We start from the raw sequence: 14,370 nt of genomic DNA, 5'->3' as shown, positions 1-14,370 counted from the left end.
ATCGTATATTAATGTTTAAACATAGCTTGAATCTCTATTTGTTCTTTTGTTACTTCTAGCCCAACAAGCAGCTTAATACGTGCTTTTTGAGCATTTAAACCATATGTGAAGATAACGCCCATGTTTTTCAATTGTTTGCCGCCGCCCTCATAAGAATATACATCTTGAACAATACCGTTGAAGCAGCGAGAAACAAGAACAACTGGAATATCTTTATCTATTAAACGTTGCAGTGCAGGAAGTGTGCGTGGCGGTAAGTTGCCTTGTCCAAGTGCTTCGATGATAATTCCATCAACCGGTAGCTGTTCAATTGCAGCTAATAATGTATCGTCCATACCTGCATATGCCTTTAATACGACAACATTTTTTGTAATTTGTGTAACGGCATATTTTTCGTGATGCACTAATGCTTGGTGAAAGACAACGCCGCGCTTCGTTACCATTCCAACTGGACCATATTGCGGACTTTGGAATGTTGCTACGTTACTTGTATGTGTTTTTGTTACATTCGTTGCACAGTGAATTTCATCGTTTAATACAACAAGGACACCTTTTCCTTTTGCTTCTTCACTACTAGCAACTTTAACAGCTGACAAAAAGTTATATAAACCATCAGCACCTAACTCATTACTTGAGCGCATTGCTCCTGTCACAACAATTGGTACATCAGCTTGTACAGTTAAGTCAAGGAAATAAGCTGTTTCTTCCAACGTGTCTGTTCCGTGTGTAATAACAATTCCTTGCACGTTATCGTTCTTAACCTTCTCATCAATCATGACTTGCAATTGCAGCATTTCATTTGGTGTCATGTGAGGAGATGGAAGATGAAAGACATCTTCAACAATTAAATCGATATCTTCTTCTAAATTTGGAATGAATTTTAAAAGTGGATTTTGCGCGCCAGGTTGAACAACCCCAGTTTCTTTATCTTCTTCCATCGCAATTGTTCCACCTGTGTGTAAAACAAGAATTTTTTTCAATGCCTTTACCCCTCTCCAATCAATGAAAATACATTAAGAACATAACATGATTTGATTGGATTCGACAATGAAAAAGTATAAAACTTATAAGAGATTATCACAATGAAAATAAAGTGAAACTTCCAACAGTGGGGGCTTCATCCTCACTGTAGGTTAGTTGAACCAATCGGACGCATGCCAACAGTTATTTACAATCTATCTGCTTTGTTTCCTCAGAATCTTGAAGCGGGAGTTTTACTGACAAAAAGTAGCGAGGTAATAAGTAAAAGGAGATGTGGAGTTTGAAGAAAATAGAGAAGATTTTAATTCGTTTACTTATTGGACAATGTCTTTGTCTATGTATTGTCCAATTACTTTTAACCCAAGAGCATATAGCGAAATATGTATCAAAAGTTGTATATTATGAAGGAGTAACAAAAGGGGTTATGACGAATATTTTAGAGGTTAATCAATAGCTTTTTCATTTGCTTCTAAGAAGGATTATGCTACAATAGTTGAGGACTTGAAACGGAATAAAGTGAAACGATTATTAGTAGGAGAATTTTTCTCCACGTCGATCGTAATTTAATTAATCAGGCTCTTACTGCCTGTTAATGCAAAGTGAAACAATCATGAGAGAAGCAGGGGGGACGTACCTGCTTTTCCTTCTGTTTTTATAAGTGAAAAATGGGGTGTTACAATGGATAAACGAATTTCGATTGCAATTGATGGCCCTGCAGCTGCAGGGAAAAGTACGGTTGCCAAAATTGTTGCTAAAAAACTTTCTTATGTTTATATTGATACGGGTGCAATGTATCGCGCAGTAACGTATGCGGCGCTGCAGCAAAGTGTTGATATTGAAAATGAAGAAAAGTTAATGGAAGTCATAAAAAATATAGATATTAAATTTCAACATAGAGAAAATGTACAACTTGTTTTTTTAAATGGACAAGATGTGTCAGAAGTGATTCGCACACCAGAAGTAACAAATCGTGTATCAATTGTGGCAAGACATCGTCTCGTTCGTGAAGAAATGGTACGTCGTCAGCAAGGGTTAGCAGAAAAAGGCGGCGTTGTTATGGATGGCCGCGATATTGGAACGCACGTATTGCCGAATGCGGAAGTGAAAATTTTCATGTTAGCTTCTGTTGAGGAACGAGCAGAGAGAAGACATTTAGAAAATACTCAAAAAGGATTTCCATCTAATTTAGAACAACTAAAAGAAGAAATTGCGCGCCGTGATAAATTAGATTCTGAACGTGAAGTGTCTCCGTTAAAGAAAGCCGAGGATGCAGTTGAATTAGATACAACATCTTTATCTATTGAAGAAGTAGTTCAAAAGATTATGGATATTGTATCGGTAACGTTCGCAGAATAAGGGAAGAGGTTGGCCTCTTTCCTTATTTTTGTTTCTTGAAACATACGATTCTTCCTGTTAATTAATGAGACAATTTCCTTGACAAATCCGTCGATTTGTTAGAAGTTAGTAAAAGAGGGTATTTTCTAAATATTTTACATACATGCAAATGGAAGCTATTGTTTCCATTTCGTATATACATAAAGATGCTTTGCCATTTCAGTAGGGAGGTATTTCCATGGTAGAAAAAATGAATGAAGAAGTTGTCGACACAAAGGCATTACAAGTAGGTGACATTGTTACAGGTAAAGTAACAAAAGTCGAAGAAAAGCAAGTATTTGTGAATGTTGGGTACAAAACTGATGGTGTCATTCCAATTAGTGAATTGGCGAATGTCCATATTGAAAAAGCGGGCGATGTTGTAGAAGTAGAACAAACTCTTGAATTAAAAGTAATTAAATTAGAAGATGATGATCTAGTGTTATCTAAACGTGCTGTAGATGCAGAAAAAGCATGGGAAGTATTACAAGGGAAATTTACATCAGGTGAAGTATTTGATGTAACAATCAAAGATATCGTTAACGGAGGTCTAGTAGTTGACCTTGGTGTGCGTGGTTTTATTCCTGCTTCACTTGTAGAAGTGCATTACGTCGAAGATTTTACTGATTATAAAGGGAAAACATTAGCAGTAAAAATTGTAGAATTAGATCGTGAGAAAAATCGTGTTATTCTTTCTCATAAGGCAGTTGTAGAACAAGAGTTGGAAACGAAGAAAAAAGCAGCTGTTTCTTCTTTAAAAGAAGGTGATATTGTAGAAGGAACAGTACAACGTTTAACTGATTTTGGAGCATTTGTAAATGTTGGTGGTGTGGATGGTTTAGTTCATATTTCACAAATCTCTCACGATCGTGTAGAACAACCATCTGATGTATTATCACAGGGAGAAACTGTAAAAGTAAAAGTTTTATCTGTTGATGCTGATACACAGCGTATTTCTTTATCTATTAAAGCAGCACAGCCAGGACCTTGGGGAAATGTTGCAAATCAAGTAAAAGCAGGCGATATATTAGATGGGAAAGTAAAACGTCTTGTTACTTTCGGGGCATTCGTTGAGATTCTTCCTGGTGTAGAAGGACTTGTACATGTCTCTCAAATTGCAAATCGTCATGTGAAAAATCCGAATGAAGTATTAGAAATCGGACAAGACGTAAAAGTAAAGGTGTTAGAAGTTCATTCAGAAGAAAAACGTATTTCCTTAAGTATAAAAGAAGCGCTTGAAGAAAATAATGTAACAGAAGATTACAGTAAATATGAACCATCTTCTGATTCTGCTACATTCCAATTAAGTGATATTATTGGAGAACAGCTAAAAAAATTAAAGAAATAATGAGGGATATGTGTGGTAAGAGCAAAGCGTAAATTAGAACATATTGAGTATGCTCTTTCTACCGGACAGTCTCGTACACATGGCTTTCGTGACATTGTCTTTGTTCATCAAAGCTTACCAAATATAAGTTATGAAAGTATATCATTTCAAACAGGAATCGGCGAACTTTCTTTAAGTTCGCCGATTTTTATCAATGCGATGACTGGTGGGGGCGGAGAGCATACACTACATATTAACGAACAACTAGCCTGGGCAGCGCATCAGCATCAGCTTGCGATGGCTGTCGGTTCGCAAATGGCAGCGTTAAAAGATCCTCAAGAAGCTGCATCTTATAAAATTGTGAGAAAAACGAATCCGAATGGAATTGTTATTGCAAACTTAGGAAGCGAAGCAACAGTAGAACAAGCACAGCGAGCTGTTGATATGCTTGAAGCAAACGCATTGCAAATTCATTTGAACGTCATTCAAGAGTTGACAATGCCAGAAGGCGATAGAGATTTTACAGGTGCACTAGAGAGAATTGAACAAATTGTAAAATATTCTTCTGTTCCTGTTATAGTAAAAGAAGTTGGTTTTGGTATGAGTAAAGAAACGGTAGAGAATTTAGCCAATGTTGGTGTTTCTATTATAGATATTGGCGGTTATGGCGGCACAAACTTTGCTGCGGTTGAAAATGAAAGAAGGCAGAGAGTGCTTCCTTATTTCAATGAGTGGGGCATTCCGACTGTTTCGTCTTTAATTGAAGCATCCTCTATACAAAAAAACCTCTCTATTATTGCATCGGGTGGTATTCAAACAGCACTTGATGTAGCGAAAGCGTTAGCATTAGGAGCATCGGCTGCGGCGTTTGCTGGCCATTTTTTACGAGTACTGATAAATGAAGGTATTGAGAAATTAATGGAAGAAATAGAATTACTACATAGAGATTTGCAGTTTATAATGACAGCGCTGGGGGCGCGAACAATCGCTGAGCTTCAACGAGTGCCGGTTGTTATTAATGGTGATACATACCATTGGCTTATCCAGCGCGGGATTGATACAACAATATATAGTAAGCGCTGAACGAACTCTATCTAGGGGGTTTTTGGCGAAGTAAAAATAAAGTGAATCCTTAACGCTGTATTTGTTGCATTCTGCACTGGTAGTCAGCTCTGTTAATTGGTTTTTTATCCCGCATTAACGGATAGTAAGACCCCCACCTATCTTTGAGGCGTGGGGGTCTTACTGTCCATAAAAGCCCGATTGAGCGGGCTTTCCATCAGTGGGGATGAAGAAAACCTCCACTGATGGGAGTTTCATTTTATTGTTTGATAGAGCAAGGAAAAAATCAACCGTTCGGTTGTTTTTTGTTTATAAGATACATCTTGGAATTTCGAGGCAGAAATCTTACTGCTCATTAATACCGAGTAACAAAGTAACAGCCAACGATACGTTGGCTGTTTTTGTTTTAATGTTGATTTTGTTTTCGCGCTTGCTCCGGTGTATCGAATCCTGTTGCGCCCGGATATTGTAGTGACTGACTGCGATCAGATTCCACACGTCGCGATTGTTTCAATTTTTTTTCTTGACGATCTTTACCCATAGTGTCCCCACCTCCTTAGTACAAAGTGTTGCTGTTATTTTTAAAAATATGCAGCTGTAGAACAGGATTATTTTTCATGAAAAATCCCCATAATGGAAATAATAGGAGGTGATAACGTGGAAGGAAGTTATTTTTATTTTTTAGCGTGGATGGGATGGATTGTTGCAACATTTTTTTTGAAAAAAGATACGTTTAGACTTTGTGTTAGTGCTGCCATTTTAATATTTATTAGTTGTTCGCAAACAGTGATTTCAATTTCTTCTTTCACAATCTCAGTAAATGCTCTTTTGCTGGGCGGAATTTCATTTGTTGGAATTGCAGTATATGCAGTATGGAAAAAAATCTATACTTTACTTTGTGCGCTTATAATCGCAATGCTATATACAAGTTTTTCTTTAATAGAATTATACGATCCGATTTGGATTGTCATAAATCGTACATGGATGCTGAGTGGTATTCTCGTTTATACATCTATTTTATTGCATCGAGACCGTCTATTACGTATATGGGGATTATATGTAGGGGCCTTGCAAGGTGAGTTGTTTGTAGCTTTTGTCTTAAAGAGCTTCAATTTTCCGTATCAACTGGGAAGCTTGCAGTTTTTTAATATGATTGCTGTGTCCACAATGTTCTTTAGTCTTCTATATAGCGTTGGGAAAATAATGACATACACAGGGCAATTTAAGCAAAAACAAGTGAAGGAGGGGCAAGGGTAGTTTATGAGTTCATATACATCAGCGATTTTACTTGGGGTAATTGTGGGGACAGTTACACGAATTTTAATGCTTCAAACTGATACAAGGCAGTATCCAACTCGCTTGCATGGCAAGATTATTCATATTGCAATGGGAATTACTGCGTCTGCTCTTGGGGCGGTTGCGATCCCATCTATTATGAAGAAAGATTTCTCCGCTATTACATTTTTGACATTAGCGGCATCGCAGTTTCGTGATGTGCGTAATATGGAGCGTAATACACTGCAGCAATTAGATGGATATGAGCTTGTCCCGCGGGGGAATACATATATTGAAGGAATTGCACTTGTGTTTGAGAGCCGTAACTATTTAGCAATGTTAACATCTTTTGTAACCAGCTTTGCGTATTTAGGGTTTAAATCTTGGTATGCCGGTATTTTTGCTGGAATAATAAGTTTCTTTGTTTCGAAAATGTTAATGTCCGGTAAACGACTGCGTGATCTTGTTGAAATTGAACATGTGCCACCACATTTTGAAGGCGCTGGTCTTTATGTAGATAATATTTATATTATGAATATTGGTTTACCAGCGAGACAAAAAGAAATTATGAAGTATGGCATGGGGTTTATTTTGAAACCGAAGTCTATTGATGCACGAATAACATTAGCGAATTTAGGTCAAAGGCAAGCCATTTTACATGAAGTGTCTGTTTCGCTTGGTGTTTATCGAGATTCTGGAACACCAGCACTTGTACCGCTTGCAAAACGAGATTTAAATGATGGAAGAATAGGCGTGTTTGTTTTGCCGCAAGATCAAGATGTGAAGAAAGCTATTCAAGTCATTGGAAATGTTCCGACGTTAGAAAGTGCTGTTCATATGGCTTCTGAGGCTCCTAACGGAAGGGGAGATAAAGGGTGATATTAGAAAAATGTATTCTTGCTGTCATTACAACAATTCCAGAAAAATTCGCTGGCGGCGCTCCATTATTTGTATGTGAGACAGTGGAAGAAATGGAATTTGTTGCTAATAATTTAGAAGCGATTTTAGATGGAATTGCACACCGCTTACAAGAGAACCTATATATTATTGTGAAACATTCTTGAAATGTGCTATAATATGAGATGTTTTGATATAAAGAGAAATATTCTGGAATGCAAATCCCTTCTTGCACAAAGAAGGGTTTTTTACATAATAACAGAAGCAATTAGAAAGGATGAAAGTATATGCCAAAACCGGTAGTGGCAATAGTAGGACGCCCAAACGTTGGAAAATCTACTATTTTCAATAGAATTGTTGGGGAAAGAGTGTCGATTGTAGAAGATATTCCTGGTGTAACACGAGATCGTATTTATAGTGCAGGAGAATGGTTAAATCATGAGTTTAACATTATTGATACAGGTGGAATTGATATTGGGGACGAGCCATTTTTGACACAAATTCGTCAACAAGCAGAAGTTGCGATTGATGAAGCTGATGTTATTATTTTTATGACGAATGGTCGCGACGGTGTAACAGCTGCGGATGAAGAGGTTGCAAAGATTTTATATCGTTCTAAAAAGCCGGTTGTATTAGCGGTCAACAAAATAGATAACCCAGAGATGCGCAGCGATATTTATGATTTTTATGCGTTAGGATTTGGAGAACCATTTCCGATTTCTGGTACACATGGTTTAGGGCTAGGGGACTTATTAGATGAAGCAGCAAAACATTTCCCGAAAATTGAAGAAGAAGCATACGATGATGAAACAATTAAATTCTGTTTAATTGGTCGTCCGAATGTTGGGAAATCATCAATGGTAAATGCATTGCTTGGTCAAGAACGTGTAATCGTTAGTAATGTAGCAGGTACAACACGTGATGCAGTTGATACTCCGTACAGTAAAGATGGACAAGATTACGTTATCATTGATACTGCAGGAATGCGTAAAAAAGGAAAAGTATATGAAAGTACTGAAAAATATAGTGTACTTCGCGCACTTCGAGCAATTGAACGCTCTGACGTTGTTTTAGTTGTTTTAGATGGTGAAGAAGGAATTATTGAACAAGATAAAAAAATCGCTGGATATGCGCATGATTCAGGTCGTGCTGTTATTATCGTTGTAAATAAATGGGATGCGGTTGAAAAAGATGAGAAAACGATGAAGGAATTCGAAGAGAATATTCGTGCTCACTTCCAATTTTTGGATTATGCACCAATCGTATTTTTATCTGCAAAAACGAGAAAACGTACACATACATTGCTTCCTGTTATTAATGAGGTAAATGCAAGTCATAGTATTCGTGTACAAACAAACGTATTAAACGACGTAATTATGGATGCTGTTGCAATGAATCCAACACCAACACATAATGGACAACGTTTGAAAATCTTCTACGCAACACAAGTCGCGGTGAAACCACCGACATTTGTTGTATTCGTAAATGATCCAGAGTTACTGCACTTCTCATATGAGCGTTTCTTGAAAAATCGTCTGCGTGATGCGTTTGGTTTCGTAGGAACGCCGATTAAAGTTATTGCAAGAGCACGAGACTAATGGAGAGGGTGTGATTTTATGAAAAAAATCACAGTAGTAGGAGCAGGTAGCTGGGGAACGGCGTTAGCAATGGTATTAGCTGACAACGGTCATGATGTACGTCTTTGGGGAAACCGAGTAGAACTCATGAATGAAATTAATGAAAAACATGAAAATAGTCGTTATCTACCGGGGATTACATTGCCAGCCAGTATCGTTGCCTATTCTTCCTTAGAAGAAGCATTAGCGGGGGTAGATACAGTACTTCTCGTTGTACCTACAAAAGCATACAGAGAAGTATTGCAAAGTATGAAAGAACTTGTTTCGCAGCCAATTACATGGATTCATGCGAGTAAAGGAATTGAACCAGGAACTTCAAAGCGTATTTCGGAAGTGATTGAAGAAGAAATTCCGGCACATCTCATTCGAGATGTTGTTGTCTTATCGGGACCGAGTCATGCAGAAGAAGTTGGATTGCGTCAAGCTACAACAGTTACATCAGCTGCAAAGCGTATGGAAGCAGCAGAAGAAGTCCAGGACTTATTTATGAATAGTTATTTTCGTGTATATACAAACCCAGATATTGTTGGAGTTGAACTTGGCGGAGCGTTAAAAAATATTATTGCCCTTGCTGCTGGTATTACTGATGGACTTGGTTTAGGTGATAATGCAAAGGCGGCACTTATGACGCGTGGTTTAACAGAAATTGCTCGTTTGGGTCGTAAAATGGGTGGTAATCCCTTAACGTTTGCTGGCTTGACAGGTATGGGAGATTTAATTGTAACGTGTACGAGTGTCCATAGCCGAAATTGGCGTGCTGGTAACTTGCTTGGTAAAGGTTGCTCGTTAAACGAAGTGTTAGATAATATGGGGATGGTTGTTGAAGGTGTGCGGACAACAAAAGCTGCACATGAGATGGCAAAGAAAATGAATGTAGAAATGCCAATTACAGCTGTCTTATATGATGTATTATTTAATGGGAAAAATGTAAAAGATGCTGTAGGAACGCTGATGGGGCGTGTGCGTAAACACGAAGTAGAAGAAATTCCAGATTTGTTGTAAGAAAAGCTGTACAAGTGTAAAGATACATTTGTACAGCTTTTTCTTATTTTGGGTCTTTTCACCATTCTTTTTTTTCTGCATACGATGAAGTGTAGATTACAAGAGAGGGTGAACAAGGTGGATAATAATTTATTCAACAATATTGAAAAGGAATCGAAAGTAAATAAAGATGATATTTTTAAATTAGCTTCTTCTGTCCAAAATGCAAATTTGCGAGATGAGCAAGTGTTACGTCAGTTAATTCATCAAGTTGCAACGATGGCAGGAAGAGATGTATCAAAAGAGAAAGAAGATCAAATTGTAAATGCGATTATTAATAATAACATGCCAACCGATTTTAGCTCATTAAGTAAAATGTTTAAAAAATAAAGTACGAGAAACCATTGTTATATATATTGCATACGATATGATGAAGGAATGAATATGAGCTGTTTGTGGGAGTATTTGGTCAACCGAAGCGAAGAAGTCTCGTTCGCTTCGGTTTTTTATTGGTTTCATTATATGTGAATGTATACCGTTAGTCCTTCAGTAGTGAAGTTTCGTCTTATTTTCAGTTTGAATGGAATAAATAGATTGTTTCTATTTGTTTAAAAGTTATAATTTGTTAAAATAGTAGGAAAATATACTAAAATAAAGGGGTGTATATATGTCTGTTGGACTTATAAAGATGTGGTTTTCTTTGGGAGCGATGGCTCTCATGTTTATTGCTGTTATTTTCATTTTGTTAAGTCGCCATAAAATAAAGAATACGTTTTTGAAAGGGTTTACAGCTTTGTTTGCATATGCATGTATGATTGTATCTGGACTTATTATTTTTCTTGTTGTATTTAGTGGGCCAATTGAACAATAGAAACTAAAGGACGGAGTTCTGATGAAGAAAACACTAATAATTTTCGTATTGTGTTGCACCAGCATGCTATCTGGGTGTCTATATCCGAAAGAAAAGGTACAACAAAATGTAGTACCATATGAAGATCAATTACAAGCGGTGCAAACAGCAGTTAATACATATAGAGAACAAAATGGTAATATATTGCCTATTAAAACACGCGATATGAATACACCAATCTATCAAAAATATCCAATTGATTTTCAAAAAATTACGCCTGGGCTTATGCAAGAACCACCTGGAAATGCTTTTGAAAGCGGAGGCATTTATCAGTATGTATTAGTTGATGTAGAAACAAATCCAACTGTGAAATTAATTGATGTTCGAACGGCTGAACAGATTCAAAATTTAAAGTTGAAACTACAAATCTATCGTGATGAGCATAAATATCCACCGTATAAAAAAATAATTACAGATGGTGTGTATGAGCTTGATTATAAAAAAATGGGATATAAAGAAATTCCTCAAGTGGAAAGTCCATATTCTGGTAAAAATCTACCTTTTGTTATTGATGAGAAAGGTGAAGTATATATTGATTATCGCGTTGACTTATACGACATGCTACAAAAATATGGTGATGAAGTGAAAGAAGGAGAAGATATTCGCCAGTTGCTTGTGAAACATACTCCATTTGTACCGGTGTATTCCTTACCGTATACAGTAAAGAACAAAGAACCAATTTTTTTTAAGTGATAAGTCATGAACCTTTCTTCTAACGAATAAGTTCTAGAAGAAGGGTTTTTTACTTCTTGAAACATTTGCATCGTATACAAAAAGTTCTTTTTAAATAGTCATATGAAATTGGGACAAAATCATATGCTGTACAGTCCAAACTACAAGAATAATCATGATTTATTCCCAAAAATGTTGAGGGAGGGAATCACTTGGAAAAGGTTGATATTTTTAAAGATATCGCTGAGCGTACAGGCGGTGATATTTATCTAGGGGTTGTAGGAGCTGTTCGAACGGGAAAATCTACTTTTATTAAGAAGTTTATGGAGCTAGTCGTTATTCCTAATATCGAAAACGATTCGGATCGTCAGCGCGCACAAGACGAACTGCCGCAAAGTGCAGCAGGACGTACAATAATGACAACAGAGCCCAAATTTGTTCCAAACCAAGCGGTTTCTATCCATGTTGATGATGGACTCGATGTGAATATCCGCTTAGTAGATTGTGTAGGTTATACTGTCCCAGGAGCGAAAGGATATGAAGACGAAAATGGACCACGTATGATTAATACACCATGGTATGAAGAACCGATTCCATTTCATGAAGCAGCGGAAATTGGGACACGGAAAGTAATTCAAGAACATTCTACAATCGGTGTAGTTATTACAACCGATGGAACAATTGGAGAAATCCCCCGCCGTGATTACATTGAAGCGGAAGGCCGGGTCGTAAATGAATTAAAAGAAGTAGGAAAACCTTTCATTATGATTATTAATACAGTACAGCCATATCATCCTGATACAGAACAACTTCGTCAAAGTTTAGTAGAAGAATATGATATTCCAGTGTTAGCAATGAGCGTAGAAGGGTTAAGAGAAGGGGATGTATATAATGTACTGCGCGAGGCACTATACGAGTTCCCGGTTTTAGAAGTGAATGTAAATCTTCCGAGTTGGGTAATGGTGTTAAATGACAACCACTGGCTTCGTCAAAGCTATCAGGAGGCCGTCCAAGAAACAGTAAAAGATATTAAGCGTCTTCGAGATGTTGACCGCGTTGTATGGCAATTTAGTCAATATGAATTTATTGATCGTGCAAGTCTTGCAGGAATTGATATGGGGCAAGGTGTTGCTGAGATAGACTTATATGCACCAGATGAATTGTACGATCAAATTTTAAAAGAAGTGGTAGGCGTTGAAATTCGTGGTAGAGATCATTTATTAAAGTTAATGCTTGATTTTGCTCATGCGAAAACGGAATATGATCAAGTTGCAGATGCACTAAAAATGGTAAAACAAACAGGATACGGTGTTGCAGCACCGGCACTAGCAGATATGAGCTTAGATGAGCCGGAAATTATTCGACATGGATCGCGCTTTGGTGTGAAATTAAAAGCTGTTGCCCCATCTATTCATATGATTAAGGTTGATGTGGAATCAACATTTGAACCAATTATTGGAACAGAAAAGCAAAGTGAAGAGCTTGTTCGCTATTTAATGCAAGATTTTGAAGATGACCCACTTTCAATTTGGAATTCGGACATTTTTGGGCGATCACTTAGCTCTATCGTTCGAGAAGGAATTCAGGCAAAATTATCATTAATGCCAGAAAATGCTCGTTATAAATTAAAAGAAACGCTAGAACGAATTATAAATGAAGGATCTGGCGGCTTAATAGCAATTATTTTATAATTGAAAGACTCCTTATTTGGGAGTCTTTTTTTGTTTTTCATAGAAAAACAAAATGTCATTATCTAATACTTTATAGTTGATTGTCAAGTTTCATCAGTTTTTCACATTTTCGTGGTAACATTTTCTTTAAAAATATTGAATTATAAAGGAGAATCGTATAATATAGGCCTTGATAATGATTTTATCTACATCTTTGTAGTATAGAATTTGTAAAAATTGCCTACAAATGAAGGTAAGACTCATTTTATGATCATTATACAGTCGTATCTTTGGGAGGAGGTGAATGGCATGAACAAGACAGATTTAATCAATGCTGTTGCAGAAGCAAGTTCCCTTTCTAAAAAGGACGCAACAAAAGCAGTTGACGCTGTTTTTGATTCCATCTTAGAAGCTTTAAAGCAAGGTGATAAAGTACAACTTATCGGATTTGGTAACTTCGAAGTTCGTGAGCGTGCGGCTCGTAAAGGACGCAACCCACAAACTGGTGAGGAAATTGAAATCGCGGCAAGCAAAGTACCTGCATTCAAACCTGGTAAAGCGCTAAAAGATGCGGTTAAATAATCCTTACATATTACGGGGAAGAAGAGTTTCCTTATCGGAAACTCTTCTTTTTGCTTTTAAAAACATATATATGCTAGAATGTGTTCGTAGTATTTTTAGGTTTTAATCGGGAGGGCAAGCGGATGGCAAATGTAAACTTAGAACAGATCGAACATGCAGTACGTCTTATTTTAGAAGCAATTGGGGACGATCCAAATCGTGAGGGAGTATTAGATACACCAAAACGTGTTGCGAAGATGTATGCAGAAGTATTTTCTGGTATGCATGAAGATCCAAAAGAACATTTACATAAAGTGTTTGGTGAAGATCATGAAGAACTTGTATTGGTAAAAGATATTCCGTTCTTTTCTATGTGTGAGCATCATCTCGTTCCGTTTTATGGCGTTGCTCATGTTGCATATATTCCACGAGGTGGAAAAGTAACAGGGTTAAGTAAATTGGCACGTACAGTAGATACAGTTGCGCGTCGACCACAATTACAAGAACGAATTACATCAACAGTAGCAGATTCTATTATGGAAGTGTTGGAGCCGCATGGTGTAATGGTTGTTGTAGAAGCAGAGCATATGTGCATGACAATGCGCGGTGTGAAAAAACCTGGTGCAAAAACTGTAACAACTGCAGTGCGTGGTGTGTTAGAAACAGACGCACCAGCACGTGCGGAGATTCTATCTTTTATTAAGACGAATTAGTAGGAAAGCAGGAAACTGCTTTTCTTTTTTTATCCTGCTATTCGTGGGCAGTAAGACCCCTCATCTCAAGATTCAGAGAGAAGCGAGGAAGATAGGTGGAGGATAACTGCTGGCGTGTGCCCGATTGGTTCAACTAACCATCAGTTGGGGATGAAAAAAACTACTGATGGAAGTTTCACTTTATGCCAATCTAACGGCCAGGATAAGGGTGAATAGAGCTCAATTCTTACTTTGTTTCGTTTCGTCAAGTTTTCTTTATAGAAAAATGAATGAATGTGTTATAATAAGTTTTATGAATTAGAAAACAAGG

Annotated in this window: 17 protein-coding genes; 15 read left to right on the top strand and 2 right to left on the bottom strand. The window is 37.2% G+C overall.

Translation table 11 applies throughout. The features are described from left to right. Positions 1 to 8 precede the first annotated feature (8 nt). Positions 9 to 980, bottom strand: coding sequence for an asparaginase (locus ACTDJC_RS09030; protein WP_098309427.1), 972 nt, complete (start codon positions 978 to 980; stop codon positions 9 to 11). A gap of 281 nt (positions 981 to 1,261) precedes the next feature. On the opposite strand from ACTDJC_RS09030, the gene ACTDJC_RS09025 reads away from it, so the two are divergent. The 4 genes from ACTDJC_RS09025 (at position 1,262) to fni (ending at position 4,765) form a co-directional block, all read left to right on the top strand. Continuing rightward, on the top strand, positions 1,262 to 1,435 hold the full coding sequence (locus ACTDJC_RS09025) for a DUF5359 family protein (protein WP_098309426.1): 174 nt from the start codon (positions 1,262 to 1,264) through the stop codon (positions 1,433 to 1,435). 224 nt (positions 1,436 to 1,659) lie between these two features. After that, positions 1,660 to 2,337 carry a (d)CMP kinase gene (gene cmk, locus ACTDJC_RS09020; protein ID WP_098309577.1) on the top strand — a complete coding sequence of 226 codons (678 nt, stop codon included), beginning with the start codon at positions 1,660 to 1,662 and terminating at the stop codon, positions 2,335 to 2,337. A gap of 217 nt (positions 2,338 to 2,554) precedes the next feature. Next, positions 2,555 to 3,703, top strand: coding sequence for a 30S ribosomal protein S1 (gene rpsA, locus ACTDJC_RS09015; protein WP_098309425.1), 1,149 nt, complete (start codon positions 2,555 to 2,557; stop codon positions 3,701 to 3,703). Positions 3,704 to 3,715: 12 nt separating this feature from the next. Beyond that, positions 3,716 to 4,765 (top strand): type 2 isopentenyl-diphosphate Delta-isomerase, encoded by a 1,050-nt coding sequence (gene fni / locus ACTDJC_RS09010; protein ID WP_440603191.1) that lies wholly within the window; start codon positions 3,716 to 3,718, stop codon positions 4,763 to 4,765. 385 nt (positions 4,766 to 5,150) lie between these two features. On the opposite strand, the gene ACTDJC_RS09005 is transcribed toward fni, so the two are convergent. Next, complete coding sequence (locus ACTDJC_RS09005; protein WP_098309423.1) at positions 5,151 to 5,285, bottom strand: YpzI family protein; 135 nt, start codon at positions 5,283 to 5,285, stop codon at positions 5,151 to 5,153. Between the two features lie 116 nt (positions 5,286 to 5,401). On the opposite strand from ACTDJC_RS09005, the gene ACTDJC_RS09000 reads away from it, so the two are divergent. The 11 genes from ACTDJC_RS09000 to folE all read left to right on the top strand — a co-directional run bounded on the left by ACTDJC_RS09000 (position 5,402) and on the right by folE (position 14,060). Next, positions 5,402 to 6,001: a YphA family membrane protein gene (locus tag ACTDJC_RS09000; protein ID WP_440603190.1), complete on the top strand. Its 600-nt coding sequence runs from the start codon at positions 5,402 to 5,404 to the stop codon at positions 5,999 to 6,001. A gap of 3 nt (positions 6,002 to 6,004) precedes the next feature. Next, positions 6,005 to 6,898, top strand: coding sequence for a YIEGIA family protein (locus ACTDJC_RS08995; protein WP_440603189.1), 894 nt, complete (start codon positions 6,005 to 6,007; stop codon positions 6,896 to 6,898). Beyond that, complete coding sequence (locus tag ACTDJC_RS08990; RefSeq protein WP_098309420.1) at positions 6,895 to 7,083, top strand: capping complex subunit for YIEGIA; 189 nt, start codon at positions 6,895 to 6,897, stop codon at positions 7,081 to 7,083. The genes ACTDJC_RS08995 and ACTDJC_RS08990 overlap by 4 nt, the downstream gene beginning before the upstream one ends. A gap of 120 nt (positions 7,084 to 7,203) precedes the next feature. Further along, positions 7,204 to 8,514 (top strand): ribosome biogenesis GTPase Der, encoded by a 1,311-nt coding sequence (gene der / locus ACTDJC_RS08985; RefSeq protein WP_098309419.1) that lies wholly within the window; start codon positions 7,204 to 7,206, stop codon positions 8,512 to 8,514. 18 nt (positions 8,515 to 8,532) lie between these two features. Then, positions 8,533 to 9,555, top strand: coding sequence for an NAD(P)H-dependent glycerol-3-phosphate dehydrogenase (locus ACTDJC_RS08980; RefSeq protein WP_429718706.1), 1,023 nt, complete (start codon positions 8,533 to 8,535; stop codon positions 9,553 to 9,555). A 117-nt stretch (positions 9,556 to 9,672) separates the two neighbouring features. Then, positions 9,673 to 9,924 (top strand): stage VI sporulation protein F, encoded by a 252-nt coding sequence (locus ACTDJC_RS08975; RefSeq protein ID WP_141525043.1) that lies wholly within the window; start codon positions 9,673 to 9,675, stop codon positions 9,922 to 9,924. Positions 9,925 to 10,201: 277 nt separating this feature from the next. After that, positions 10,202 to 10,405: a DUF2768 domain-containing protein gene (locus tag ACTDJC_RS08970; protein ID WP_098309416.1), complete on the top strand. Its 204-nt coding sequence runs from the start codon at positions 10,202 to 10,204 to the stop codon at positions 10,403 to 10,405. 21 nt (positions 10,406 to 10,426) lie between these two features. After that, positions 10,427 to 11,137: a hypothetical protein gene (locus ACTDJC_RS08965; protein WP_440603188.1), complete on the top strand. Its 711-nt coding sequence runs from the start codon at positions 10,427 to 10,429 to the stop codon at positions 11,135 to 11,137. A 191-nt stretch (positions 11,138 to 11,328) separates the two neighbouring features. Beyond that, positions 11,329 to 12,807, top strand: a complete 1,479-nt coding sequence (spoIVA, locus tag ACTDJC_RS08960) for a stage IV sporulation protein A (protein WP_098309414.1) — start codon at positions 11,329 to 11,331, stop codon at positions 12,805 to 12,807. A 288-nt stretch (positions 12,808 to 13,095) separates the two neighbouring features. Beyond that, complete coding sequence (locus ACTDJC_RS08955; protein ID WP_001043860.1) at positions 13,096 to 13,368, top strand: HU family DNA-binding protein; 273 nt, start codon at positions 13,096 to 13,098, stop codon at positions 13,366 to 13,368. Positions 13,369 to 13,490: 122 nt separating this feature from the next. Beyond that, positions 13,491 to 14,060 carry a GTP cyclohydrolase I FolE gene (folE, locus tag ACTDJC_RS08950; protein WP_098309413.1) on the top strand — a complete coding sequence of 190 codons (570 nt, stop codon included), beginning with the start codon at positions 13,491 to 13,493 and terminating at the stop codon, positions 14,058 to 14,060. The last annotated feature ends 310 nt before the right edge of the window (positions 14,061 to 14,370 follow it).

It is taken from the genome of Bacillus sp. GB_SG_008, from assembly GCF_052038115.1.
GTDB classification, from domain to species: Bacteria; Bacillota; Bacilli; order Bacillales; family Bacillaceae_G; genus Bacillus_A; species Bacillus_A rhizoplanae.
This window is presented reverse-complemented; position numbering and strand designations above follow the sequence as displayed.

Excerpts from the sequence above, each read along its gene's own strand:
- cmk (WP_098309577.1), top strand. The coding sequence starts at position 1,660 with ATGGATAAACGAATTTCGATTGCAATTGATGGCCCTGCAGCTGCAGGG.
- rpsA (WP_098309425.1), top strand. The coding sequence starts at position 2,555 with ATGGTAGAAAAAATGAATGAAGAAGTTGTCGACACAAAGGCATTACAA.
- ACTDJC_RS09005 (WP_098309423.1), bottom strand. The coding sequence starts at position 5,285 with ATGGGTAAAGATCGTCAAGAAAAAAAATTGAAACAATCGCGACGTGTG.
- ACTDJC_RS08995 (WP_440603189.1), top strand. The coding sequence starts at position 6,005 with ATGAGTTCATATACATCAGCGATTTTACTTGGGGTAATTGTGGGGACA.
- der (WP_098309419.1), top strand. The coding sequence starts at position 7,204 with ATGCCAAAACCGGTAGTGGCAATAGTAGGACGCCCAAACGTTGGAAAA.
- ACTDJC_RS08980 (WP_429718706.1), top strand. The coding sequence starts at position 8,533 with ATGAAAAAAATCACAGTAGTAGGAGCAGGTAGCTGGGGAACGGCGTTA.
- ACTDJC_RS08970 (WP_098309416.1), top strand. The coding sequence starts at position 10,202 with ATGTCTGTTGGACTTATAAAGATGTGGTTTTCTTTGGGAGCGATGGCT.
- ACTDJC_RS08965 (WP_440603188.1), top strand. The coding sequence starts at position 10,427 with ATGAAGAAAACACTAATAATTTTCGTATTGTGTTGCACCAGCATGCTA.
- ACTDJC_RS08955 (WP_001043860.1), top strand. The coding sequence starts at position 13,096 with ATGAACAAGACAGATTTAATCAATGCTGTTGCAGAAGCAAGTTCCCTT.
- folE (WP_098309413.1), top strand. The coding sequence starts at position 13,491 with ATGGCAAATGTAAACTTAGAACAGATCGAACATGCAGTACGTCTTATT.